We start from the raw sequence: 23,651 nt of genomic DNA, 5'->3' as shown, positions 1-23,651 counted from the left end.
CTCAGAGGCGAGCGAAATCATTAAACAGCGCAATGCCCATCAGTAACATCAGAATGGCGGCGCCTATCCTGAACCCAATTTCCTGAATTTTTTCTGGTACCGGCTTGCCGGTGACTGCCTCGATGAGGAAGTAGACCAAATGGCCCCCATCCAGCACCGGCAGGGGGAACAGATTGATGATCCCCAGGTTGACGCTGATAAGCGCCAGGAAACCGAGGAAATAGACCAACCCGTAATCTGCGCTGCTGCCAGCCCCCTTGGCGATGGAGATGGGGCCGCTCAGGTTGTCCAGGGAGACGATGCCACCGATCAGCTTGCCGATCATGTCGAAGGTCAGCGTGATCAGGCTCCAGGTCTTCTGGACCCCATGCCACAGGGCTTGCAAAGGCCCATACTGTAACAGAACTCGATACTCATCCGGTAATGGAACCAGTTGCGGCGACAGGCCGACGAAACCGACCAGCTGGCCCCGTACTTTTTTCACATCCGGGGTCAGGGTCAGGGTCAGATCGCTGCCCTCGCGCTCCACCGTCACCTGCAGTGGCTGCTCCGGTGATTGCTGCACCCTCTCAACAAACTCGGTCCATTCGGTGATCGCCTGATCACCCACGCCCTTGATGCGATCGCCCACCTGCAGACCCGCCTTCTCGCTGGCGCTTGAGGGCACTATGGCCTGCACCACGGGCAACACCTTGCCGCCGAGTGGGACTATCCCCAGGCTGCCGATGGGGGACTCCTTGTCCGGGTCGAAGCTCCAGCTGTCCAGCATCAGCGTCTTGTCGACGGCGTAGCTGGCGCCAGGCGCCTTCAGCTTGAGCTGTACCGACTTGTCACCCAGGTGGCTGATGAGGGCATAGGTCACGCTCTCCCAGTCTCCGGTGGCCTCGTCGCCGACGCCGACGATCTCCATGCCAGGTTCGACTCCCGCCGTCGCCACTATGGACGCAGGGCGCACCTCGCCGACCACCGGCTTGACGCTCGGCACCCCTATCATGAACATCAGCCAGAAGGCGAACAGGGCGAATACGAAATTCGCCATGGGGCCGGCCGCGACTATGGCCATCCGCGCCCAGACACTCTTGTGGTTGAAGGCCTGCGCCTCCTCCCCCGGCTTGAGTTCATCGACCCGGCCGTCCAGCATCTTGACGTAACCGCCGAGCGGGATCAGGGCCAGCACATACTCGGTGCCATCCTTGCCAATGCGGCGCCAGATCGCCTTGCCAAAGCCGATGGAGAAACGCTCGACCTTGACGCCGCAGCGGCGGGCTACCCAGAAGTGGCCAAATTCATGCACCGCCACCAGCAGCCCGAGGGCCACGATGAAGGCGCCTATGTTCCACAACACACCGCCCATCAGAGCTTCACCTCGACATCATTCCCGAAGGCGTAGAGAGAGGCCGCTGGCCACCACAGTCCGTTCATCGAGCAAGCTCCTCTATCAGTTGCTGGGCATGGGCACGGGCCCTGCCATCCAGCGCAATCAGATCCTCCAGCGAACCTGCGGCACTGGTGCCCAGTGTCGTCATGATGGATTCGTTGACTCTGGCAATATCCATAAATCCAATGCGCTCTGCAAGAAAAGCCGCGACGGCCTCCTCGTTGGCGGCATTGAGAGAGGTGGTCGCCGCCTGCCCTTGCTGGCAGGCCGCCATGGCCAGTGCCAGGCAGGGATAACGGGCGTAGTCGGGGCGGATAAAGCTGAACTCTCCGACACTGAAGAAATCCAAAGGTTCCACGCCGGACTCAATCCTGGCCGGGTAGGCCAGGGCGTGGGCGATGGGGGTACACATGTCCGGGTTGCCGAGCTGGGCCAGCACTGAACCGTCCTTGTACTGCACCATGGAGTGGATCACCGACTGGGGGTGGATCACCACCTGGATCTGCTCCGGGAGGGCGTTGAACAACCAGCGCGCCTCTATGTATTCCAGCCCCTTGTTGATCATGGTGGCGGAGTCCACCGAGATCTTGGCCCCCATGGACCAGTTGGGGTGCGCCACCGCCTGGGCCGGCGTGACCCTGGCCAGCTCGTCGATGTCGGTATAGCGGAAGGGGCCGCCTGAGCCGGTCAGCAGTATCTTGCTGATGCCAGCCCCTGCCAGATCGCAGAAGCCAGGCTCGCGCTGAATCGCCTCGGGCAGGCACTGGAAGATGGCATTGTGTTCGCTGTCGATGGGCAGCAGCTCGGCGCCGTGGTGGCGCACCGCCTCCATGAAGAAGGCGCCGGACATCACCAGAGCCTCCTTGTTGGCCAGCAGGATCCGCTTGCCTGCACGCACCGCGGCCATGGTGGGTGCCAGACCCGCCGCACCGACGATGGCCGCCATGACGCTGTGAGCGTCAGGGTGAGCGGCTACTTCGCACAGGGCAGCCTGGCCACAGAGCACCCGGGTGGGGCAGCCGTGGGTCTTGAGCCGGCCAGCCAGATCGCTGGCGGCCTTCTCATCCACCATGACGGCGAAACGGGGGGAGAATTCGAGACAGTCCCGCACCATGGCGTCCACGCTGCGAGCCGCGGTCAGCGCCAGCACCTGCCAGCGCCCCGGATTCTGCCGCAGCACTTTCAGGGTGCTCTGACCGATGGAGCCCGAGGCTCCCAGAATGACCAGATTGCGCATCAGAACTCCTGACCGAGCAGCAGATAGCTGAGCAGGAAGACGGGCAGGGCCGCCGTCAGGCTGTCGATGCGATCGAGGATGCCGCCGTGGCCCGGCAGCAGGGTACCGGAATCCTTGATGCCGGCCTCCCGCTTGAACATGCTTTCGGTCAAGTCGCCGAGCACGGACGCCAGCACCGCCAGCAGGGAGCAGAGCAGCACGACCCCCATCTTGGCCGGCACGAAGCCCATGAACCAGGTCACGCCTATGGCCAGCACGCTGGCGGTAAAGAGGCCGCCCAGCATGCCCTCTATGGTTTTACCCGGGCTGACGGCCGGGGCCAGCTTGTGCTTGCCGAACGCCTTGCCGAAAAAATACGCGCCAGAATCTGCCGCCCAGACCAGGCCCATCACGAACAGCAGGATCCAGGCCCCCATCATGGGGTCGTGATAGAAGTTGTACCCACGGATGGCCACCAGGGACCAGAAGAAGGGCACCAGGGTCACCAGACCGAACAGGGACTTGAGCCAGACGGACTCTTTCCACAGCCTGGCGCTCCTGGGGTAACGCAGCACCAGCAGCAGCCCGAGCAACCACCAGCTGATGGCGGTCCAGAGCACCCCCATCACCAGCGGATGCAGCTGGGGGATCCAGAGTTGCTCTACGGGCACCCAGAACAGGCTGGCACCGAGCAACAGACAGAACACCAGCGGCAACCATTGTTGCGGCTGGGCAGAGACGAAGGCGCTCCACTCACGGCTGGCCAGCAGAAAGACCAGGGCAGCGAGCAGGGCAAAGAATTTCAATGGCAGGAAAAACAGTGCCCCCAACACCAGGGGTACTAACAGTAATGCGGTAATAATTCGTTGTTTTAGCAAAAGAAACCTCTCTCTTGGGAGCGGGGTTTAGCCGGTCTGTTGCGCGGCGATCAATTCCCGTATCTGTTCACCCGTACACCCGAAGCGACGCTCGCGAGCAACGAAGGAGGCAACTGCCCCGCTGAACTCGGCCTCGTCAAAGTCGGGCCACAAGACCGGGGTAAAATAGAGCTCGGCATAAGCAAGCTGCCATAACACAAAATTGCTGATGCGATGATCCCCGCCGGTGCGGATCAGCAGATCCACCGGAGGCAGGTCGGCCATGCAGACCTGACGTGCCAGTGCCTCTTCATCGACCGCCTCCGCATCCAGCTCGCCCGCTGCCACGGCGCGAGCCAGCTTGCGGGCCGCCTGGGCTATGTCCCACTGACCGCCATAGTTGGCGGCGATGTTGAGGGTCAGTCCCTGGTTGCCGGCGGTCAGGGCCTCGGCCTTGGCGATCTTGGCCTGCAGCCGTTCACTGAAACGGGCGGTATCGCCGATCACCTTGAGCCGAATGCCATTGCTGTGCAACTTGTTCACCTCGCGGCCAAGCACCGTCATGAACAGCTCCATCAGGGCATTGACCTCCCCTTCCGGGCGGCGCCAGTTCTCACTGGAGAACGCGAACAGGGTCAGCGCCTCCATCTTGGCACGGGCGGCAAAGGCCACGGCCTCACGCACGGATTTCACGCCCGCCTTGTGGCCAGAGACCCGCATCTTGCCACGGTTCTGAGCCCAGCGACCATTGCCATCCATGATGATGGCGACGTGACGAGGCAAGGACGAGCTGGCGCTATCGCCTAGCGCTGCCAAAAGCGACATTCATTTCTCCCACAAAGACAAAAGCGCCGTGCAGGGGCACTACACGGCGCTCGTAATATACCTGTCGGAGGCTTAGATTTCCATTAGCTCCTTTTCCTTCGCGGCCAGGGCTTCATCCACCAGCTTGACGAAGGCGTCGGTCAGTTTCTGGATCTCTTCCTGGGCACGACGGTCGTCATCCTCGGAGATCTCCTTGTCCTTCAGCAGCGCCTTCAGGTCTGCGTTGGCATCGCGACGGATGTTGCGCACGGCAACCCGGGCGCCTTCGGCCTCGGCACGGACGATCTTGGTCAGATCGCGGCGACGCTCTTCGGTCAGCGGGGGCAGCGGCACACGCAGGGTCTGGCCGTTGCTGGACGGGTTCAGGCCCAGATCGGAGGTCAGGATGGCTTTTTCCACCGCCTGGATCATGGAGCGATCGAAGATGGAGATGGACAGGGTGCGGGCATCTTCTGCCACTACGTTAGCCAACTGTTTCAGAGGAGTGGCGGCACCGTAATACTCCACCTGGATACCGTCGAGCAGGCTCGGGTGAGCGCGGCCGGTACGGATCTTGGACATCTGGGTCTTGAGCGATTCTACGCTCTTGGCCATGCGGTCCTTGGCGTCGTTTTTAATCTCGTTGATCACAGTGGTTTTCCTTTTGGCGAACGAGCCGGCATGCGGCCCGTATCTATCTTGTTTACTGGCGTAATGGACAAGCGCGCCAGGCGGCTCAGGCTTGTCTTACTTGCTGACGTGGTGGATCAGGGTACCTTCCGGCTCACCCATGATAACCCGACGCAAGGCGCCCGGTTTGTTCATGTTGAACACCCGGATCGGCAGATCGTGGTCGCGGGCCAGGGTAAAAGCAGCAAGATCCATCACTTTGAGTTCTTTTTCAAGGACTTCATCATAACTCAGTTCTTGATAGAGCACTGCATCCGGGTTCTTGACCGGATCATCGGTGAACACACCATCGACCTTGGTAGCCTTGAGCACCACGTCGGCTTCGATCTCGATGCCGCGCAGGCAGGCTGCGGAGTCGGTGGTGAAGAAGGGGTTGCCGGTACCGGCGGAGAAGATCACCACCTTGCCGGCGCGCAGCTGGCTGATGGCCTCGGCCCAGCTGTAGGAATCGCAGACACCCTGCAGGGAGATGGCAGACATCAGACGGGCGTTCACATAAGCACGATGCAGGGCATCACGCATGGCCAGGCCGTTCATGACGGTCGCCAGCATGCCCATGTGGTCACCCACCACGCGGTTCATGCCCGCCTTGGCAAGACCGGCACCACGGAACAGGTTGCCGCCGCCAATGACCAGACCGACCTGAACACCCAGCTCAACCAGCTCTTTGATCTCTTGGGCCATCCGCTCCAGCACCGCTGGATCAATGCCAAAACCCTCGGATCCTTGCAGGGCTTCACCACTCAACTTCAGAAGAACACGTCTGTATGCAGGCTTGGGATTGGTACTCATGTCACTGATTCCTGGTCATATAAAGACCGCGACATAAGTCGCGGTCTGGGGAAACGGAAAAACCGGTTCGATTAGGCCTTCTGAGCGGCCGCGATCTGGGCTGCAACTTCAGCCGCGAAATCGGTCTCTTGCTTCTCGATGCCTTCGCCCACTTCGAAACGGGTGAAGGAGACAACGTCAGCACCTTCTTTCTTCAGCAGCTCGGCCACGGTGATGGACGGGTCCTTCACGAAGGGTTGACCAGTCAGGGAAACCTCACCGGTGAACTTCTTCATGCGGCCTTCAACCATCTTCTCGGCGATCTCTTTCGGCTTGCCGGAGTTGATGGCGATGTCGATCTGGATTTCGCGCTCTTTGGCAACGACTTCAGCAGACACATCTTCAGGCTTGACGAACTGCGGGCTGTTGGCAGCGACGTGCATGGCCAGATCTTTGGCCAGGTCGGCAGTACCACCGGTCAGCTTGGTGATAACACCGATACGGGAACCGTGTACGTAGGTACCCAGGTTGTCACCTTCAACCAGCATCACGCGACGCAGGTTCATGTTCTCACCGATCTTGGCGATCAGGTTGGTGATGGTCAGCTCAACGGACTCACCGTTACCGAAATCGGCGGCCTTCAGGGCGTCGATGTCGGCAATTTTCTGGGTCGCGGCGATGTCGGCGATCTTCTGGCCCATGGCCATGAAGCTGGCGTCTTTGGCGACGAAGTCGGTTTCGCTGTTCAGCTCGATCATGACGGCAACGTTGCCTTCGGTGCGAGCGAAGATCACGCCTTCAGCGGCGATACGGCCCGCTTTCTTGGCGGCCTTGGCCTGACCGGATTTGCGCATGTTCTCAATTGCCAGCTCGATGTCGCCAGCGGCTTCTTCCAGTGCTTTTTTGCAATCCATCATGCCAGCGGCGGTGCGCTCGCGCAGTTCTTTTACCAGGGCGGCAGTAACGTTAGCCATGTCCAGTATCCTCGGTCTTGAATTGACAAGAAACAGGGGCCACAAGGGCCCCTGCTAACCAATTACATCAGCTTGGTTAATAAGGGCTTTACAGTCCTTATCAATTACTCAGCTTCAACGAAGCCATCTTGTTCGGCTTGAACAACGATGTCCTGAGCGCGAGCTTCCAGTACGGTGTCAGCAGCAGCATTCAGGTACAGCTGTACGGCACGGATAGCGTCGTCGTTACCCGGGATGACATAGTCAACGCCGTCCGGGTTGGAGTTGGTATCAACGATGGAAACTACCGGGATACCCAGGTTATTGGCTTCTTTGATAGCGATGTGCTCGTGGTCGGCATCGACAACGAACAGAACGTCAGGCAGGCCGCCCATGTTCTTGATACCACCCAGGCTCTTCTCCAGCTTGTCCATTTCGCGAGTACGCATCAGCGCCTCTTTCTTGGTCAGCTTGTCGAAGGTACCGTCTTGGCTCTGGGTTTCCAGATCTTTCAGGCGCTTGATGGACTGACGAACGGTTTTCCAGTTGGTCAGCATGCCGCCCAGCCAGCGGTGGTTAACATAGAACTGGTCGCAACGCTCAGCGGCTTCTTTTACGGCTTCAGACGCGGCACGCTTGGTACCTACAAACAGGACCTTGCCCTTCTTGGCAGCTACGGAGCTGATGAAGTTCATGGCATCGTCAAACATCGGAACGGTTTTTTCCAGGTTGATGATGTGAACCTTGCTGCGGGCGCCGAAGATGTAGGACTTCATTTTCGGGTTCCAGTAACGAGTCTGGTGACCGAAGTGAACGCCGGCTTGCAGCATGTCGCGCATAGAAACTTTAGCCATTTTATACCTCTGTATTGGGGTTAGGCCTCCACACATCCCATGTAACCGACCCCAAAGGGGCACCCCGGTACAGGTGTCGATGTGTGTGTGTTATTGAGTAAGGGTGATGGAAGGGGGCACAAGTTCCCCATTCCGGCGCGCTTTATACCATAACTTTGGTCAGGACACCACCAGCTGGGCCGCTAAAAATGGATCCCGGCGAGGGCTGCGACCGCTGGATGACGTTGCGATGACGATCACACTGGAAGTAAACGGGGGTTGGGGATAAAATTTTGCCCTGATTGCAAACGCATCTATTTTTCATTACCTGATTGTTGGGCATCGGCAGGATGCGCAGTCAGGCCCCAAGAGAGATCCCATGTCCATTAAAATCAAGACACCGGAAGAGATTGAAAAGATGCGCATTGCCGGCCAGCTGGCCGCCGATGTGCTGGTCATGATCGCCCCCCATGTCAAGGCTGGCGTCACCACTGACGAGCTGAACACCCTGTGCCACAACCATATCATCGAGGTACAGCAGGCCATCCCCGCGCCGCTCAACTATCACGGCTTCCCCAAATCCATCTGCACCTCGGTCAATGATGTGATCTGCCACGGCATCCCCAATCACAAGAAGCTGCGGGAAGGGGACATCATCAACCTGGACATCACCGTCATCAAGGATGGCTACCACGGCGACACCTCCGCCATGTTCATCGTAGGCCAGACCACCCCCCTGCGTCGCCAGCTGTGCAAGGTGGCGCAAGAGAGCCTGTACGCCGCCATCAAGCGGGTGCGTCCCGGCATGTGCATCACCGAGATCGGCGCCGTGATCCAGCCCATCGTCGAGCAGGCCGGCTTCTCCGTGGTACGTGACTACTGCGGCCACGGCATCGGCAGCGAGTTCCACGAGGAGCCGCAGATCCTCCACTACCGCAATGGCGGCAAGCTGGAGCTCAAACCGGGCATGTGCTTCACCATAGAGCCCATGGTCAACAGCAAGAAGTACCACTGCCGCATCAACCCCAAGGATGGCTGGACTGTCACCACCAAGGATGGCGGCGACTCCGCCCAGTGGGAACACACCCTGCTGGTCACCGAGGATGGCTGCGAGGTGCTCACCCTGCGCCCCGACGACACTATCGACCGCGTCATCAAACACAGCTAACATCGAACCCCGGCCCTGACCTCAAAAGCGCCGGGGTTTTTACTGCCCGTTCCAGCCGTTTGCCTGCCACTTGTGTGTGAGATGCCATGGATGCCAGTCTGCTTTCCCCCCACCTGTTACCCGACGACCAGCTCACCCGTGACAACTGCAAGGAGTATCTGAGCCGCTTCCTTGTCTGGCTGCACGAGCGCTTCGATGCCGGTGACAACATCATCGAACTGGTGGCCACCCGCTCCGAGTACATGGACGCGCTGCTGACCAGGCTCTGGCACAAGTTCGGCTTCGACAAGACCAGCCTGACCCTGATCGCGGTGGGGGGCTATGGCCGGGGCGAACTGCACCCCCACTCCGACATCGACCTGCTCATCCTCTATGAAGGGGACGAGCTGGACGAGGTGCTGGGGCTGCGCATCGGCGAGTTCATCACCCTGCTGTGGGATCTCAAGCTGGAGGTCGGGCAATCGGTGCGCAACGTGAGCGAGTGCATCGAGCAGGGCCGCAGCGACATCACTGTCGCCACCAACCTCATCGAGGCGCGCTACATCACCGGACGCCAGGCGGGGTTCGAACAGTTGCAGGCCGCCACCCAGCCCCAGCACTTCTGGCCGAGCGAGGCCTTCTTTCGCGCCAAGCGCGAGGAGCAGAGCCTGCGCCACCAACAGTTTCTCGGCACCGCCTACAAGCTGGAGCCGGATCTCAAGAACAATCCCGGGGGCCTTCGCGACATCCAGACCCTGGCCTGGGTCGCCCGCCGCCACTTCGGCGCCACTACCCTGTTCGAGATGACCAGCCACGGTTTCCTCAACCGGGCCGAGTACCGCGAGCTGCTCGACTGCCAGAACTTCCTGTGGAAGGTGCGCTTCGCCCTGCACATGGCCATCAACAAGGGGGACAACCGCCTCTTGTTCGACCGCCAGCGCACCGTGGCCCAGATGCTGGGGTTCGAGGGGGAAGGCAACGGCCCGGTCGAGCAGATGATGAAACGCTTCTATCAGACGGTCAGACGGGTGGCCGAGCTCAACGAGATGCTGTTGCAGCTGTTTGACGAGGCCATCCTCGGCAACACCGCCATGGATGTGCGCCGCATCAGCGACGAGTTCCAGCTCCGTGGCCGCCTCATCGATGCGGTGGATTCCGAGCTGTTTGGTCGCGACCCCGCCGCCATACTGCGGCTCTTCTACCAGATAGCCCAGCACCCGGACATCGCCGGCATCCACTCCGCCACCCTGCGCCAGCTGCGGGAGGCCAGACGCACCCTCAGCTGCTGGCTGCAGGACCTGCCCGAATGCCGTCGCCTCTTCATGGCGTTGCTGCGCCACCCCAACGGCATCGGCCAGCCCCTCACTCTTATGCATAAGTACGGGATCCTCGCGGCCTATCTGCCCCAGTGGAACCTCATCGTCGGCCAGATGCAGTTCGACATGTTCCACGCCTACACGGTGGATGAGCATACCCATCGCCTGCTCCAGAACATCCATCGCTTCCCGAACCCGGCCAGCCGCCAGACCCACCCGCTCTGCCACGAGGTGTTCGCCCAGCTGCGCAAGCCGGAGTTGCTCAGCATCGCCGCCCTGTTCCACGACATCGCCAAGGGACGGCGGGGAGATCACTCCGAACTCGGCGCCGTCGATGCGCTGGAGTTCTGCCAGTTGCACGGGCTGGATCTCTACGAGAGCCGCCTGGTGGCCTGGCTGGTGCGCCACCATCTGCTGATGTCGGTCACCGCCCAGCGCCGCGACATCTACGATCCCGAAGTGGTCACCGACTTCGCCCACAAGGTGCGCGACGAACTGCACCTGGATCTGCTCTATTGCCTGACCGTGGCCGATATCTGCGCCACCAACGACACCCTGTGGAACGACTGGAAGGGCACCCTGCTGCGCGAACTCTACTTCGCCACCCAGAAGGCATTGCGCCAGGGGCTGGAAAACCCGCCGGACATGCGGCTCAAGATCCGCGAGAACCAGCGTCAGGCCAGGCAGATCCTGGCCCAGCGCGAGGTGCCGGAGGAGGCCGTCAGCGCCCTCTGGAACGACTTCAAGGCCGACTACTTCCTGCGCCACAGCCCGGAGCAGATCGCCTGGCATTGCCGCAAGATCATCGCGCACGGCGACAATCCGGCCCCCCTGGTGCTCATCGGCAAGCACCCCATCCGGGGCGGCAGCGAGGTGTTCATCTATTGCCGCGACACCCCGAATCTGTTCGCCACCGTGGCCTCGGCGCTGGATCAGAAGAACCTCAACATCCACGACGCCCAGATCATGAATTCGCGCAACGACTACGTGCTGGACACCTTCATCGTGCTCGAACCCAATGGCGAACCCATCAGCCCCAACCGCACCGCCACCATCAAGAAGGCGCTGGAGAAGGCGTTGCAGGAGCCGGGCAAGCTGGTGCTGCGCAACAAGCCCCTGTCCAGGCGCCACCGCCAGTTCAGCGTGCCGACCCGGGTGGTCTTCTTGCCCCGCTCTTCACCCACGAAGGGGGAGAGCCGCCACACCCTGCTGGAGCTGACCGCCCTGGATACCCCGGGCCTGCTGGCCCGCATCGGTGCCGTCTTCCAGCAGTGCGGCATCGAATTGCATGCCGCCAAGATCACCACCATTGGCGAGCGGGTGGAAGACTTCTTCAGCCTCACCACCCTGGCCGGCGAGCCGCTGAACCAGGCCGAACAGCAGGCGCTGGAGGAGCGGCTGGTCAATCAGCTCAACCCGCAGGAGCAGGGAGACGAAGAGGGGCGATAAGGCCCGGGCAAGGCTTCACAAGACACCGTTTATCGTTCTGATTTATCAATCAGAACAAGTGGTTGGGCCACTCAAGTACAATAAATCGCCTTTCTTTTGAAGAAATCGGCCAGAGCCCTTAAAAACGATTGGAAAAGTGTGATACAACAAACAGAATTTTTTAAAGGAAACCTGTCATGACCCAGTTGCAACAGACCATCGAAGCGGCCTTCGAGCGCCGTGATTCCATCACCCCCGGCTCCGTCGATGCCGCCACCAAGGCCGCCATCCTGGAGGCCATCGATCTGCTGGACTCCGGCAAGGCCCGGGTCGCCGAGAAGATTGCCGGTGAGTGGGTCGTCCACCAGTGGCTGAAAAAGGCCGTGCTGCTCTACTTCCGCATCAATGACAACGGCATCATCAAGGGCGACGACGCCCAGTACTACGACAAGGTTCCCCTCAAGTTCTCCGACTACACCGCCGAGCAGTTCAAGGCGGCGGGCGTGCGCGTGGTGCCGCCGGCCACCGCTCGCAAGGGCTCCTTCATCGCCCCCAATACCGTGCTGATGCCCTCCTATGTCAACATCGGCGCCTTCGTCGATGAAGGCACCATGGTCGATACCTGGGCCACCGTGGGCTCCTGCGCCCAGATCGGCAAGAACGTGCATCTCTCTGGCGGCGTCGGCATCGGCGGCGTACTGGAGCCGCTGCAGGCCAACCCGACCATCATCGAGGACAACTGCTTCATCGGTGCCCGCTCCGAAGTGGTTGAAGGGGTGATCGTCGAGGAGGGCTCCGTCATCTCCATGGGCGTCTTCATCGGCCAGTCCACCCGCATCTATGACCGCGAAACCGGCGAGATCCACTATGGTCGCGTGCCGGCCGGTTCGGTGGTGGTCTCCGGCTCCCTGCCCTCCAAGTGCGGCAAGTACAGCCTGTATGCCGCCGTCATCGTCAAGAAGGTGGATGCCAAGACCCGTGCCAAGGTCGGTATCAACGCCCTGCTGCGTTCCATCGACGAGTAATCCGCGTTGCCGTGCATAAAAGGGCGCCTGATGGCGCCCTTTTTGATGGTGGTGAGCCAGCCACACTATTTTGGGTGGCCCTCATGCACGACCGAGCAGCGAAAAAAGGGATCTTTTGGGGCCCTGGTGATTTTGGCGCTCCTGTCACAGGCAAGCCACCGTGACTCGGTTAAGATAGATGGGTCAGGATCGTTTCAAACCGAGGAAGCCCGATGTACGAGAATCTGAAGAGCCTGGGGATCCAGGAGCCCACCTCAGTGGACAGCTATACCCTGCGCCAGGAGGCCAACCACGACATCCTCAAGATCTATTTCAAGAAGCAGAAGGGGGAGTTTTTCGCCAAGAGCGTCAAGTTCAAGTATCCCCGTCAGCGCAAGACCATGCTGATAGACTCGGGCACCCATGAGTACAAGGATGTCACCGAGATCAACGCCAACCTCAAGTACGTGGTGGATGAGCTGGATAACCTGACCCAGGGCGTACAGGTCGAGATCGATCAGGACATCAAGCAGAAAATCCTGCGCGACCTGCGCCACCTGGAAAAAGTGGTGCAGAACAAGATAAGCGAGATAGAGCGGGATCTGGAAAAGCTCTAGGCAGTCCCATCCTGCACAAGGCGCCATCAGGCGCCTTTTTTAATGCCGATCCACAGGGAAGCTGCCAACCCCCTCCCTCGGATCTGCTCAGCCCCGTCCAGCGGGCTGACAAGCGCCCAGCAAAAAGGGAGGCTTTCGCCTCCCTTTTCGGAACTCTCGATGTCAGGCAACCATTAGTTGCTCTTCATCCAGATGTCCATCTCGGTTTTCAGGTTGTCGGACTTGGTACCGAAGATAGCCTGTACGCCGGAGCCAGCAACCACCACACCGGCGGCGCCCAGCTTCTTCAGACCAGCCTGGTCAACCTTGGCCACATCCTTCACGCCGACACGCAGACGGGTGATGCAGGCATCCAGGGAGGCGATGTTCTCTTTACCACCGAAGGCAGACACCAGGGCAGCAGACATCTCGTCTTTGCTTTGACCAACGGTCTCTTCGGCAGCTTCGTCTTCGCGACCCGGGGTTTTCAGGTTCATGGCACGGATCACCACGGTGAAGACCACGTAGTAGATGACGGCGTAGACCAGACCCAGACCGACCAGCAGCAGCATGTTGTCGGCTCGGGGCGATTGCACCACGAAGTCGATGAAGCCGTTGGAGAAGGTGTGACCGTGTACGACACCCAGGGAGTTGGTCAGCACATAGGCCAGACCAGCCAGCAGGGCGTGAATCGCATACAGCACAGGCGCGACGAACAGGAAGGAGAACTCGATAGGCTCGGTGATACCGGTCAGGAAGGAGGTCAGGGCAGCGGAGGCCATGATACCAACAATCTTGGCACGGTTTTCCGGCTTGGCAGCGTGAGCGATGGCAAACGCAGCAGCAGGCAGACCGAACATCTTGAACAGGTAACCACCGGCCAGTTGACCGAAGCCGTTACCGGCAGCACGGGAAGCGTCATCAGCAGTCAGGAAGCAGGTCATGATGCCGTGTACGGTTTCGCCAGCGGCGTTGACACAGGTACCCGCCTGATAGAAGAAGGGAACGTTCCAGATGTGGTGCAGACCGAACGGGATCAGGGAGCGCTCAACCACGCCGTAGATACCGAAGGCCAGTACCGGGTTCTGGTTGGCAGCCCAGTCGGAGAAGGCACCGATGGCACCACCGATCGGCGGCCAGATGAAGGAGAGCACAACACCCAGGCCGATGGAGACGAAGCCGGTGATGATGGGCACGGCACGCTTACCGGCGAAGAAGCCAAGGTACTCGGGCAACTGGATCTTGTAGAAACGGTTGAACGCCCAGGCAGCGACACCACCGGCGAGGATACCCCCCAGCACACCGGTATCTATGCTCTCGACGCCCATCACAGGTGCCATGACCTTCAGGGTCGCGACCATGATGCCGTAGCCGACGATGGCGGACAGACCGGATACACCGTCGTTATTGGTAAAGCCAAGTGCCACGCCGACGGCGAACAGCAGGGCCATCTGACCAAACACTGAACCACCGGCCTGCTCCATCAGCTGGGAGACAATTTCCGGCAACCAGCTGAAGTGAGCAGCGCCCACCCCCAGCAGAATACCTGCAACGGGCAAGACCGATACGGGCAGCATCAGCGCCTTACCGACCTTTTGCAGATTAGAGAAAGCATTTTTTAACATGTGTGCGCTCCTGAATGGATTTTTTTCCGTCAACGACTCAGTGCAGCTATAGATGACGACCTTCTTCATCTGACGTTGTACTGGATGCGTTTCCCGGGTTGCTTATTTTGACCAACAGAATATAACCCAGCAGCTTTTAAAATGCCTGCGCCGCACCCAAGGGAATAATAAATTTGGAGGAGAGATCACAAGATAATCAAATAAGGGGAAGGGAGGGAATCTTGAATATTATTTCGTATTGTTATAGTCGCGCGGCAAAAAGAAATGAATCACTTCAAAATAAATCACCGAGAAACGATATAATACCCAAGGAAACTCATTGTAACTTAACGTAACGCATTGATGTTTTATATTATCCAGTCTACCGATTAAAAAGGCCTCCAACAAGGGAGGCCTGAAATAAATATAAGTCTACATAAATTCAGTCATTCAGTTTTTTTGTGAACGTTTCACCGCATCAATAAAGACGGATTTCGCCTTGGTTGAACCGGCCCGCTCGGCTTCACTCACCAGCTGCATCGCCTTGTCGATATCCCCGGCCTTGACCGCCTTCTCGATCTGGCTGTTGTAGAAGGTCTCGGTCTCGCTCAGCATGGCGGGAGCCGGTGTGCTGGGAGTTGCGGCAACAACGGCAGTGGTCGCCGCCGTCGCAGCCACGGCCGTCGTGGCGGGCTTGGCCTGACTCATCGCAACCTTGTCTGAATACTCGGGCTTGAACACGGCTTCCAGGCCCTGCCCTTTGGCCATGTCGACGACCTCGAGTTGCAGCAGACCCCAGGGGGAATGGGGGATGACGGGATCCTTGATATCCGGCTCGACTGTGCCATTGGCACGGGCGAACGCCTTGGCAGGATGCAATATGGTGGTGCTGCCGGCCAGCTCGTCGGCCGGGGCGTAGATCACCATGTAGGTTTCGGTCGCGGGGTTGCCCGGCATGCTGCGGTCCACGAACACCTTGCCTTCGATCCTGTCATTGTCGAGCAGGTGGGCTGGCTGATACGTGAAGACAGACTCACCCAGCACGCGGGTCACCTTGAACTGGGCATCCAGCATGATCACCTTGGGCACGAGTACCGTCTTGCTCACCTGGGAGGCCAGGGTGATGGCCAGGTTGCCGGTATTGGCCGGCAGACGATAGGCGGCAAAGTAGCTCATCCCCTCGTCAAACTGATAACTGGGTTGCTTGCCATCCAGGGTCAACAGCGTGTCCCCCTCCGGCAGAGCCACATAATTGAATTCGTTGAATGCCTTGCAGCAGCTCGTCGTCTGAGCGAGTGCCTGCTTGGCCTGATCGGCATTACTCAGGATGGAGGCGTGCTCCTGTACGGGCACCACCATGCTACCGGAACAACCGGCCAACAGCGCGGTAACCACGGCCGCGATAGACATCTTTACCAGTTTCATTCTTCTTATCTCCATAACCCGGTTGCCAAATCCTGCTAAACAAAACTGCCCCCATCAGGGGGCAGTGACTAACTTAACCGAAGATATTGCTTACCACCAGGCTTCTGCCTGGACGCCAACTTGCCAGGTGTCATCAGAGGTGCCACTTTCGAAGCTGTTCTTGCTACCGGAGCCATCGGCTTCGGTATCAGCCAGATAGGAAGCGAACACACGGATTTCCGGACGGGCCCAGAAGCTGGAGCCGGCAGACCAGGCCTGCGCCAGGGTCAGCTTGTAACCGCCATCCTTGTCGCTGCCACCACTGGTGTAGCTGGTCTTGTCCTTGAAGATACCGCCTTCGAAGATGGTCTTGTTGAAGTCATCCCACTTGTACATCGGACGGACAACGGCGGAGAAGGTTTGAGTCTCGTCGTGACCACTCCACATCTCGTTGCCTACACCGTAGACCAGCTGGTGACCCATCTCCCAGGAGTTGCCCATCGGGATGACGCCCCAGTTGATGATACGGTAGCCGTCGGCACCGCCCTTGGCTTCGGCACCGTACCAGGAGCCGTCACCGTAGTAGGCCATGGTCTTGGAGTAACCTTCGGTGCCGTACTGCAGCACTGTCTTGTTGAAGCCGCCAAAGATGCCCTGGGTCAGTTCGGCGGTCAGCATGACGCCGTCTTTCATGTTGTCGTTTTTCAGATCTTTCTGGGCTTCGGTCTCGTTGACGATGGCATAGTCAACGCCCAGTTCCAGAGAGCCGTCTTGCCACAGCGGGATACCGGCATAACGCAGGTCCAGAGTGTTGACGTTCAGATCTTCGTTCTTCTGATAAGTCGGATCACCGTTGGCATCTACACCGGTCTGGGTGTACTGACCGAACACATCGGCCGCGCTGCGGTCGTTGCGAACCCAGGCGAAGGAGACCTTGCCAGGACCAGCCTGGATGCCTTCGATACCGGCGCCGGCACCGGAGATGTTCCAGTAGTAGAAGTCGGAGATGTGGATGTCGTGACGTTGGTAGTAACGCTTACCGGCCCAGAGGGTGGCTTCAGGTGCAAAGCCCAGCAGGCCCTTGGCTTGTACGTTGAACTGACGCAGTGCGAAATCGGAGTCGCCGTTGCACTGTTTGGCGTCGAAGTTACAGACGGTACCGGTGCCTTCCCAGTCATTGGAACCGTTGGATGCCATGGCAAACATGGAATCTACATAGAAAGTCTTGCCATCTTTGTTGAAGACTTCCTGACCCAGTTGCACTTCGCCGTAGGTATCATTTTCGTTACCCAGACGGCCAACCTTGTTGACGTTGTATTTAACCATGTCCCCGTCACCGGAAACACCGACACCTGAACGGAAGTAGCCGTGGAAATCAACGGCGAAGGCGGCTTGGGAAGCCAGGGCAGCGGTTACTGCTGCTGCAATCGGGAGCCACTTTGCTTTCATTTTCATTTTCCTTATTCCCGCTGGGAGTGTGATCCTGATATTCAAGTTCTTATCACTGAAAAACGTTTCAGCGATAACCGGGGTCGATTATATGTAGCCAATTTCGCGACAAACATGAGCTGATTCACAAAACGGTGACAAATCGCGCGCCCCCACCCCGGAGGACGTATATCAAGGTAAAAAAGGCAAAAACCAGCAATAATAGACCAACAAAAAACCCAGAAAAGCAAAAACACACCAAAGAAAGCGCTTTCAAGTATTAATTTGCGATGAAGATTAAGTGATTAACCCGTCGCGCCGTGACGAAAACATGATTGAAATCGCTTTCAGTGCGGAACTTTTAATTTTCTGATGTGTCGCCGTTCTGATGAATATGGGTCTGAGGAATCCGATCTGGCGGGGGAAAATAACCCGATAAAGTGCGGGATATATTCCAAGGAAGATTAGGTGAATCCCAAAATAACACGCCCCCGTGAGCATGCTCACGGGGGCGAAATTTAAAATACGAAGGCAATCCGGCTACAGCCTATTTTCCCAGCTTTTCAACCAGGCCAGCGCCGCAACCTCAGGCTCATCTTCCAGTGTCGCGTCTATCTCCAGACGCGGCACCAGGGCGTCGGCAGCCAGCTCCTGCAGCAGCTCATCGAGCCTGCGTCCGGCACCGCAGAAATGCTCATAGCTGCTGTCCCCCATGGCGATGAGGGCATAACGCCATCCCTTCATATAAGGAGCGCGATCGGCCAGGGCCGTGGCGAAGGGTTGCAGATTGGGAGGAATATCCCCCTGCCCCGTGGTGGCGCTGACGATCAGCAAGAAGCGGGACGCGTCTATGTCAGTCAGCTCGGCTTCGTCGAAGAGCTGGCAGACATGCCCCTGGGCCTGCAGGTGATCCCGCAGTGTCTCGGCCACCAGCATGGCCGAGCCGTAGACGGTGCCGACCAGGATATCGATCTCGGCCATCAGCGGCTCCTCGAGCGAAGGAGAGGGCCCGACTCTGGCACTGCGCCCGGAGTCTTGGCCCCGGACAGGGTCTGGGTGCGCGGGGTTGCTAGCGGGGTATCTCGTTGAGCCATAAGTGGTTCCTCTGACAGACGTGGCCTACAGCATGCCACAGCCCGGTCAGAGGCCACAAATGATGACGGGCATCAGGCGCCGTAGTCGCTCTCGCTGGCGGGCCACCCCAGCCTGGCGAACAGGCCCAGCACTTCAGGGCCGAGTGGCGCCTGGATCCGCATCGGCACCTTGAGCACAGGATGCTCGAAGCTCAAGCGGTGGGCGACCAGCAGCAGCCGCTCGCAACCATAGTGCTCGCGAAAGAAGCGATTATGGCGGCCATCACCATGGGTGGTGTCACCGACTATGGGGTGGAACAGGTGATCCAGATGACGACGCAGCTGATGCTTGCGACCCGTCTTGGGGAAGAGCCGAACCAGGCTGTAGCGACTGGTGGGATGCTTCTTGGAGACGGCGTGGGGCAGCTCGACCCGATGCAGACGACGAAACGCCGTCACCGCCTCCTGGGCGGGGCGATCGGGGTCGCTCATGGCATCGGCTATCTTGTCCAGCTGCTCCTTGAGGGGGTAGTCGATCAGCCCCTGCTCCGGGGCCCAGCCCCGCACCAGCGCCAGGTACTCCTTGTGCACCCGACGGGCGGCAAACGCCTCGGTCAGAGTCCGGGCCACCGCCGGATCCAGCGCAAACAGCAACACCCCGGAGGTGGGCCTGTCCAGCCGGTGCACGGGGTAGACGTGACGCCCCCCGATGAGATCCCGGGTCATCTGCATGGCGAAACGGGTCTCGGCCTTGTCGAGCCAGCTGCGATGCACCAACAGGCCCGACGGCTTGTTGACCGCCACCAGCCAGTCATCCTGATAGAGCAGGGTCAGTTTCATGCCGCCACCCGGGTATCGCCAATGCAGCGCGCCGCGGCCAGGGCCCGTGGCTGGGCAGGCAGGGTATTGATCATTGATCCACCACTTTTCCGGCCAGCAGCAGATCGAAACGGCCGATGAGGCGCAGCAGGCCGGCCACCTCGGCCAGCTCGTCCTTGTAGGCTTCGCTCGCCATGGGATAGAGGGATACGCTGGTGGGCAGCGGCGCCTGCAGCAGCACCAGCTGCTCCATGCGCGGTATCAGCACGAACTGCAACCATTGATCGAAGCTCAGGGTATCGACGCAAAACGGCAGCTCGCTCGCCAGCGCCTCGGCCCCCGGATGCTCGGCTTGCCAGCGTTCGAGGCGTTGCAACTCGGCGGTGAGTTCACCCAGCAGACCGGCGACCAGCAAATATTGATTCATCTCGTCCTCTTCCTCGTCTCGACGTCCATCCCGTTGCCAGAGGGCAGGGATCCCGTCTTCTTCAAACACGCGTGCCAAAAAGGGGCGTTACTATACACCGCCCCCGGGGTGGCTGCCATGCTGCCATCACTTTCATGGCGCGCACCTGCGCCACTGGCTATCTGATGCAGCCTCCTTATAATCGCCCGCATCACATTTAGCCGGATGCCCTCATGTCTGCCATCAATACCCTGACCGAATTTCTGACCCAGGCCGAGACCCAGTTCCAGCTGTTCGACATGGGCCGCCAGGTGCGCCCGCTGGCGAGCGATCTCTTCGTTCGCATCGAACAGCAGCAGGAGCCCTACCCCTGGCCACTGCAACAGCATGCCTGGCTCGGTGTGCACTTCTTCCAGCCAGCCGAATCCAGGCACTATCTCTGGTTCCTCAAGTTTGCCCTCGACGAGCATGGCCTGCTCATCGCCAGCGGCCCCAAGCACTTCATGGATCAGGTGGTCGAGACCCTGGGCTACAAGCTCACCGGCGATCTGGACGAGGAGAAGGCGCAGCGGCTGGCCGACAACCCCTACACCTTCCGGCCGGCCGAGGCCAAGATGGCCAGCCTGCATGCCAAGCTGGCCCGTCAGCTGGAGCAGGCGCCTTCCGCCTACTACGAGGCCCTCTGCCACTACCTGGCGGCGCCAGGGGAAGAGGGGTGGCAAGCCCTGGGGCTGCAAGGCTTCGCCGATCTGGCGGAGCGGTTGCAGGATGAACGCAATCTGGCCCTGGTGTGCAAGGCGCTGCCCAGGCTGCCTCTGGAACCGCTCTACGCCCTGTGCCAGAGCCTGGAAAACGCCCCCCTGCCGCCGGCACTGCAGGGTGCCCTGCTCGAGCGCATCGGCAAGGAGCAGGAGTGCGCCGATCCCAATGCCGAGACCCTGGCCTACCTGTGCCGGGCGCTGGCCTCCTGCTCCGGCAATGCCTTGCGCAGCAACAAGCTGCTGACCCTGCTGCACACCCGGCCAAGCCCGGCCCTGCTGCTCGCCATCGCAGGCCGTCTCTGGTCCGATCTGAAAAACCCCGAGCTGCTCGGACTGTTTCTGGAGCAACTCGCCCTGCAGCCCACCCAGTTCTTCAATCAGGTCTTTGCCGAGCTGGTGACACTGCCCGCCCTGCGCAATGATATGCTGGCAAGACTGCGTGACCCCGAGCGCAGCGAGGCCCTCGGCCAGGCCATAGGCCGACTGTTCGCCTCGGTATAACCACTCTCGGTGTGGCCGTGCTTTCCCCGTGAAGCACGGCCCAGGCCATACATCACAGAAGGAACCCGCTGATGGGAGAAATGCTTGGAATCTTGCTGCTTGGCGCCGTCGGCTGGGCCTTCTGGCAACAACGCCGCCAGGCGGAGCTGGCCTGGCAATATATGCGGCGCTACTGCCAGCACCACGATCTGCAACTGCTGTCGCTGGCCCGCACCCATCGCGCCCTTGGGCACAAGCCCCTGCGCCTGCTGACCTATTACCAGTTCGAGTTCTCCAGCGACGGGGAGAGCCATTACCAGGGCCAGCTCTGCATGCAGGGCCTGCATGTCGCCGGGGTCGAGCTGCCGCCCCATCGCCTCCCCTCCTAGCCCATGGGGCAAGGCCGTGGCGGCTGGCTATAATTCTCGACAATCGCCCTTCAAGGAGACTCGAGATGGAATTGCTGACCCATGACATGCCTGCCCTCTTCGCCCAGCTGGGCCTGGCCAATGACGAGATAAGCCTGCACCGCTTCATCCGCGAGCACCATCTGGACAACCAGACCCTGCTGCCGGAGGCCAGCTTCTGGAGCCCCTCCCAGGCCGTGTTCCTGCGTGACGCGCTCTGGAACGACTCCGACTGGTCCGAAGCCATCGATCAACTGGACGTGATGCTGCGCCAGGCAAACTGAGCCGGCCCGCGTCCCCCGCTTTCCCGAGGGCCGGGGTTTGAGCGCTGTGCCACCCATCACATCTCAATTCCCCTGGCTTCTCCACCTCAACAATCTGGGCCTCCCCCCTTGGCGCCGCTTTCCTGATGGGCAGGCTTTGATTAAGCTCTGTGCCACCATCCGCAAGCAGCAAGAGCGCCGCGCAGGAGCCAAGATGTCAGCCCAAGAGATCATCCAGATAGCCAACGAACTGAGTGCCAGGGGGATCACCCCCTCCACCGCCATGGTCAAGGCCCGCCTCAGTCACCCCGTGCCCATGGCCGAGCTGCTCAAGGTGTTGAGCCAGGTGGAAGCAACAGCCCCAGTCGGCAGACCCTTGCCCCGGCCAGCTCCCCGCCGTTGCCGCCCCCGCTCCAGGCCGTCGATTTGCAACAGCTGGGCGAGCAGCTCAATCGCCTCGAGCAGAAGGTCGATCGCCTGACCGCCCTGCTGCTCAAACAGCAGCAGGATTGATGGCTCCCCATGTACATCCTCGAACTCAATTTTGAATGCTACCGTGACACCTCCCTCGGCGAGGCCGAGCCGGCCATCGTCAACTACCTCGACATGCTGCGCTACCAGGGGCAGATCCTGGGGCGGGAGTTTCCCACCAGCATGCAGGATGGTTGCTTCGTCAGCCGGGTGGTCTGCCCGGAGCGGGACAGCCTGCACCCGGACAACCAGAGCGAGCAGGTCGCGCTGGCCGAACAGGGCCTGCACCAGGCGGGGCTGCTGGCCCCCAAGCCCCAGCTGCTCGGCATGGATCTGCTCTCCGACAGCACGGATCCTTGCGGCGAGCAGGGTGAGCGGCCGAGCTGGATGCTGCTCTACACCAGCTTTGTGCACACTTGCTCCCCCCTGCGCTGCGGCGATCATTTCGCCCCCATTCCGCTCTACCGCCTGCCTGCCATCGCCAACGGCGACCACAAGCAGATCATCAAGTGGCAGGAGGATTGGGAGGCCTGCGATCAGTTGCAGATGAATGGCTCCATCGCCGAGCACGCCGTGCTGCACGAAATCGGCGAGGTGGGCAGCCGCCTGCAGCGCCGGGGCAGCGATCTGGCCAGACGGCTGGAGGGGCTCTGCGGGATCCCGACCTACTACTACCTCTACAGGGTCGGTGGCCTGAGCAAGGCGGCGGAGTTGGCACGCCCCTGCCCGGGCTGTGGCAACGACTGGGCACTGGCAGCGCCATTGCACGAGATCTTCGACTTCAAGTGCGATCCCTGCCGGCTGGTCTCCAACCTCTCCTGGGACTTCAAGGACTAGCTCCGCCTGCGCCGTTTCCCCCATGAAAGAAGGGCCTTGCCAGATGGCAAGGCCCTTCTCTGTAATACTGGGCGAGTGAAAACGGGTCGCTTACTGCGGCAAGGTTTCCAACCGTGCGAGGAAGGCCGGCAGGGAGGGAGCCAGCACCAGACGGCGACCGGAATCCAGCCACTCCAGCCACACCTGGCCACTCTCGTTGTCGAGCGACACCAGCGTCATCTCGTTGCGGGTGGTGGCGATGAAGAGCGACGGCGTGCGTTTGAGTTTGCGCAGCATCAGCAGGTGGCCGATGAGGTTCTCCTTGAGCAGATCCAGATCGGCCTCGTTCCATGGCAGTATGAGTTCGATGCGCAGCCCCTTGTAGGAGCAGGGAAGCGGGCGGCTGAACCAGTGGCCAAACAGGGCAAGGGCGCTCGGGTGCAGGGTCAGCTCGAGGGCATCTGCCATGGCCGCAAAGTCGGCGGGCACAGGGCGCCGGTGCGGACGCCAGGCCACCCGCCCCTCTCTGGGCTCATCCAGCTCGCAAGGGGAGCGCCAGTCGGCCTCCCACTCGCACAGAGGCAGCCCCCGCCTCGCCTCGCCATCGCGCTGCCAGCGTAAAAAGAACTGCTCCAGGGCAGACAGGACTTGATCCGACATCGATATTCCCCACAATAGCGGCCTCTGATCGCCGCAAGAACCTGACCGAAAAATCCGGGCATTGCA

Annotated in this window: 23 protein-coding genes; 8 read left to right on the top strand and 15 right to left on the bottom strand. The window is 60.3% G+C overall.

The annotated features are described in order from the left end of the window. Position 1: 1 nt before the first annotated feature. The 8 genes from rseP to rpsB form a co-directional block, all read right to left on the bottom strand. Positions 2 to 1,354, bottom strand: a complete 1,353-nt coding sequence (gene rseP / locus ACWPWQ_RS00825) for a sigma E protease regulator RseP (protein WP_202046938.1) — start codon at positions 1,352 to 1,354, stop codon at positions 2 to 4. A 64-nt stretch (positions 1,355 to 1,418) separates the two neighbouring features. Further along, a complete protein-coding gene (gene ispC / locus ACWPWQ_RS00820; RefSeq protein ID WP_139436551.1) occupies positions 1,419 to 2,615 on the bottom strand; it encodes a 1-deoxy-D-xylulose-5-phosphate reductoisomerase in 1,197 nt (398 codons plus the stop codon). Continuing rightward, entirely contained in the window at positions 2,615 to 3,472 is an 858-nt protein-coding gene (locus ACWPWQ_RS00815; protein WP_041206258.1) for a phosphatidate cytidylyltransferase, read from the bottom strand. The genes ispC and ACWPWQ_RS00815 overlap by 1 nt, the downstream gene beginning before the upstream one ends. Positions 3,473 to 3,499: 27 nt before the next feature. After that, the gene (gene uppS / locus ACWPWQ_RS00810; protein WP_139436553.1) at positions 3,500 to 4,276 is read right to left on the bottom strand and encodes a polyprenyl diphosphate synthase; all 777 of its coding nucleotides are present in this window, start codon (positions 4,274 to 4,276) and stop codon (positions 3,500 to 3,502) included. 72 nt (positions 4,277 to 4,348) lie between these two features. Next, positions 4,349 to 4,906: a ribosome recycling factor gene (frr, locus tag ACWPWQ_RS00805; protein WP_139436556.1), complete on the bottom strand. Its 558-nt coding sequence runs from the start codon at positions 4,904 to 4,906 to the stop codon at positions 4,349 to 4,351. Positions 4,907 to 5,002: 96 nt separating this feature from the next. Beyond that, the gene (gene pyrH, locus ACWPWQ_RS00800; RefSeq protein WP_025327915.1) at positions 5,003 to 5,737 is read right to left on the bottom strand and encodes a UMP kinase; all 735 of its coding nucleotides are present in this window, start codon (positions 5,735 to 5,737) and stop codon (positions 5,003 to 5,005) included. Positions 5,738 to 5,808: 71 nt separating this feature from the next. Beyond that, entirely contained in the window at positions 5,809 to 6,690 is an 882-nt protein-coding gene (gene tsf / locus ACWPWQ_RS00795; protein ID WP_139436558.1) for a translation elongation factor Ts, read from the bottom strand. A 104-nt stretch (positions 6,691 to 6,794) separates the two neighbouring features. Next, entirely contained in the window at positions 6,795 to 7,523 is a 729-nt protein-coding gene (gene rpsB, locus ACWPWQ_RS00790; protein WP_025327917.1) for a 30S ribosomal protein S2, read from the bottom strand. Positions 7,524 to 7,881: 358 nt separating this feature from the next. Here rpsB and map point away from each other — a divergent pair, with 358 nt between their 5' ends. The 4 genes from map to ACWPWQ_RS00770 all read left to right on the top strand — a co-directional run bounded on the left by map (position 7,882) and on the right by ACWPWQ_RS00770 (position 13,014). Next, entirely contained in the window at positions 7,882 to 8,670 is a 789-nt protein-coding gene (gene map / locus ACWPWQ_RS00785) for a type I methionyl aminopeptidase (RefSeq protein ID WP_454008774.1), read from the top strand. Between the two features lie 86 nt (positions 8,671 to 8,756). After that, on the top strand, positions 8,757 to 11,414 hold the full coding sequence (gene glnD, locus ACWPWQ_RS00780) for a bifunctional uridylyltransferase/uridylyl-removing protein GlnD (protein ID WP_454008773.1): 2,658 nt from the start codon (positions 8,757 to 8,759) through the stop codon (positions 11,412 to 11,414). Between the two features lie 176 nt (positions 11,415 to 11,590). Further along, positions 11,591 to 12,418 carry a 2,3,4,5-tetrahydropyridine-2,6-dicarboxylate N-succinyltransferase gene (dapD, locus tag ACWPWQ_RS00775; protein ID WP_005330795.1) on the top strand — a complete coding sequence of 276 codons (828 nt, stop codon included), beginning with the start codon at positions 11,591 to 11,593 and terminating at the stop codon, positions 12,416 to 12,418. A 212-nt stretch (positions 12,419 to 12,630) separates the two neighbouring features. Then, on the top strand, positions 12,631 to 13,014 hold the full coding sequence (locus ACWPWQ_RS00770; protein ID WP_202046941.1) for a DUF3461 family protein: 384 nt from the start codon (positions 12,631 to 12,633) through the stop codon (positions 13,012 to 13,014). Positions 13,015 to 13,187: 173 nt separating this feature from the next. On the opposite strand, the gene ptsG is transcribed toward ACWPWQ_RS00770, so the two are convergent. From ptsG to ACWPWQ_RS00740, 6 genes are all read right to left on the bottom strand, one after another. Beyond that, positions 13,188 to 14,618: a PTS glucose transporter subunit IIBC gene (gene ptsG / locus ACWPWQ_RS00765; RefSeq protein WP_202046942.1), complete on the bottom strand. Its 1,431-nt coding sequence runs from the start codon at positions 14,616 to 14,618 to the stop codon at positions 13,188 to 13,190. 429 nt (positions 14,619 to 15,047) lie between these two features. Next, the gene (locus ACWPWQ_RS00760) at positions 15,048 to 16,022 is read right to left on the bottom strand and encodes a MalM family protein (RefSeq protein ID WP_202046943.1); all 975 of its coding nucleotides are present in this window, start codon (positions 16,020 to 16,022) and stop codon (positions 15,048 to 15,050) included. Between the two features lie 90 nt (positions 16,023 to 16,112). Beyond that, complete coding sequence (locus tag ACWPWQ_RS00755; protein ID WP_025327924.1) at positions 16,113 to 17,450, bottom strand: maltoporin; 1,338 nt, start codon at positions 17,448 to 17,450, stop codon at positions 16,113 to 16,115. A 519-nt stretch (positions 17,451 to 17,969) separates the two neighbouring features. Beyond that, the gene (locus ACWPWQ_RS00750; protein ID WP_139436573.1) at positions 17,970 to 18,410 is read right to left on the bottom strand and encodes a flavodoxin; all 441 of its coding nucleotides are present in this window, start codon (positions 18,408 to 18,410) and stop codon (positions 17,970 to 17,972) included. 185 nt (positions 18,411 to 18,595) lie between these two features. Next, on the bottom strand, positions 18,596 to 19,342 hold the full coding sequence (gene truC, locus ACWPWQ_RS00745; RefSeq protein WP_139436575.1) for a tRNA pseudouridine(65) synthase TruC: 747 nt from the start codon (positions 19,340 to 19,342) through the stop codon (positions 18,596 to 18,598). A gap of 70 nt (positions 19,343 to 19,412) precedes the next feature. Then, the gene (locus ACWPWQ_RS00740) at positions 19,413 to 19,748 is read right to left on the bottom strand and encodes a YqcC family protein (RefSeq protein WP_454008772.1); all 336 of its coding nucleotides are present in this window, start codon (positions 19,746 to 19,748) and stop codon (positions 19,413 to 19,415) included. Positions 19,749 to 19,960: 212 nt separating this feature from the next. Between ACWPWQ_RS00740 and ACWPWQ_RS00735 the strand changes: the two genes are divergently transcribed. From ACWPWQ_RS00735 to ACWPWQ_RS00720, 4 genes are all read left to right on the top strand, one after another. Next, positions 19,961 to 20,989, top strand: coding sequence for a DUF3549 family protein (locus ACWPWQ_RS00735; protein ID WP_454008771.1), 1,029 nt, complete (start codon positions 19,961 to 19,963; stop codon positions 20,987 to 20,989). 71 nt (positions 20,990 to 21,060) lie between these two features. Continuing rightward, positions 21,061 to 21,357: a DUF3301 domain-containing protein gene (locus ACWPWQ_RS00730; protein WP_163147690.1), complete on the top strand. Its 297-nt coding sequence runs from the start codon at positions 21,061 to 21,063 to the stop codon at positions 21,355 to 21,357. A gap of 65 nt (positions 21,358 to 21,422) precedes the next feature. Next, complete coding sequence (locus tag ACWPWQ_RS00725) at positions 21,423 to 21,659, top strand: DUF2789 domain-containing protein (protein ID WP_025327930.1); 237 nt, start codon at positions 21,423 to 21,425, stop codon at positions 21,657 to 21,659. Between the two features lie 501 nt (positions 21,660 to 22,160). Further along, the gene (locus tag ACWPWQ_RS00720; RefSeq protein WP_342058074.1) at positions 22,161 to 22,946 is read left to right on the top strand and encodes a Zn-ribbon-containing protein; all 786 of its coding nucleotides are present in this window, start codon (positions 22,161 to 22,163) and stop codon (positions 22,944 to 22,946) included. Positions 22,947 to 23,036: 90 nt separating this feature from the next. Here ACWPWQ_RS00720 and syd read toward each other — a convergent pair whose 3' ends face one another. After that, entirely contained in the window at positions 23,037 to 23,585 is a 549-nt protein-coding gene (gene syd / locus ACWPWQ_RS00715; RefSeq protein WP_202046948.1) for a SecY-interacting protein, read from the bottom strand. Between the last annotated feature and the right edge of the window lie 66 nt (positions 23,586 to 23,651).

It is taken from the genome of Aeromonas sp. Marseille-Q7275, assembly GCF_965119515.1.
The sequence above is the reverse complement of the archived record's forward strand: the minus strand, read 5'-3'. Positions and strand labels throughout refer to the sequence as shown.

Coding starts and splice junctions, on each gene's coding strand:
- rseP (WP_202046938.1), bottom strand. CDS start 1,354: ATGGGCGGTGTGTTGTGGAACATAGGCGCCTTCATCGTGGCCCTCGGG.
- ispC (WP_139436551.1), bottom strand. CDS start 2,615: ATGCGCAATCTGGTCATTCTGGGAGCCTCGGGCTCCATCGGTCAGAGC.
- uppS (WP_139436553.1), bottom strand. CDS start 4,276: ATGTCGCTTTTGGCAGCGCTAGGCGATAGCGCCAGCTCGTCCTTGCCT.
- pyrH (WP_025327915.1), bottom strand. CDS start 5,737: ATGAGTACCAATCCCAAGCCTGCATACAGACGTGTTCTTCTGAAGTTG.
- tsf (WP_139436558.1), bottom strand. CDS start 6,690: ATGGCTAACGTTACTGCCGCCCTGGTAAAAGAACTGCGCGAGCGCACC.
- rpsB (WP_025327917.1), bottom strand. CDS start 7,523: ATGGCTAAAGTTTCTATGCGCGACATGCTGCAAGCCGGCGTTCACTTC.
- map (WP_454008774.1), top strand. CDS start 7,882: ATGTCCATTAAAATCAAGACACCGGAAGAGATTGAAAAGATGCGCATT.
- glnD (WP_454008773.1), top strand. CDS start 8,757: ATGGATGCCAGTCTGCTTTCCCCCCACCTGTTACCCGACGACCAGCTC.
- dapD (WP_005330795.1), top strand. CDS start 11,591: ATGACCCAGTTGCAACAGACCATCGAAGCGGCCTTCGAGCGCCGTGAT.
- ACWPWQ_RS00770 (WP_202046941.1), top strand. CDS start 12,631: ATGTACGAGAATCTGAAGAGCCTGGGGATCCAGGAGCCCACCTCAGTG.
- ptsG (WP_202046942.1), bottom strand. CDS start 14,618: ATGTTAAAAAATGCTTTCTCTAATCTGCAAAAGGTCGGTAAGGCGCTG.
- ACWPWQ_RS00760 (WP_202046943.1), bottom strand. CDS start 16,022: ATGAAACTGGTAAAGATGTCTATCGCGGCCGTGGTTACCGCGCTGTTG.
- ACWPWQ_RS00755 (WP_025327924.1), bottom strand. CDS start 17,450: ATGAAAGCAAAGTGGCTCCCGATTGCAGCAGCAGTAACCGCTGCCCTG.
- ACWPWQ_RS00750 (WP_139436573.1), bottom strand. CDS start 18,410: ATGGCCGAGATCGATATCCTGGTCGGCACCGTCTACGGCTCGGCCATG.
- truC (WP_139436575.1), bottom strand. CDS start 19,342: ATGAAACTGACCCTGCTCTATCAGGATGACTGGCTGGTGGCGGTCAAC.
- ACWPWQ_RS00740 (WP_454008772.1), bottom strand. CDS start 19,748: ATGAATCAATATTTGCTGGTCGCCGGTCTGCTGGGTGAACTCACCGCC.
- ACWPWQ_RS00735 (WP_454008771.1), top strand. CDS start 19,961: ATGTCTGCCATCAATACCCTGACCGAATTTCTGACCCAGGCCGAGACC.
- ACWPWQ_RS00730 (WP_163147690.1), top strand. CDS start 21,061: ATGGGAGAAATGCTTGGAATCTTGCTGCTTGGCGCCGTCGGCTGGGCC.
- ACWPWQ_RS00725 (WP_025327930.1), top strand. CDS start 21,423: ATGGAATTGCTGACCCATGACATGCCTGCCCTCTTCGCCCAGCTGGGC.
- ACWPWQ_RS00720 (WP_342058074.1), top strand. CDS start 22,161: ATGTACATCCTCGAACTCAATTTTGAATGCTACCGTGACACCTCCCTC.
- syd (WP_202046948.1), bottom strand. CDS start 23,585: ATGTCGGATCAAGTCCTGTCTGCCCTGGAGCAGTTCTTTTTACGCTGG.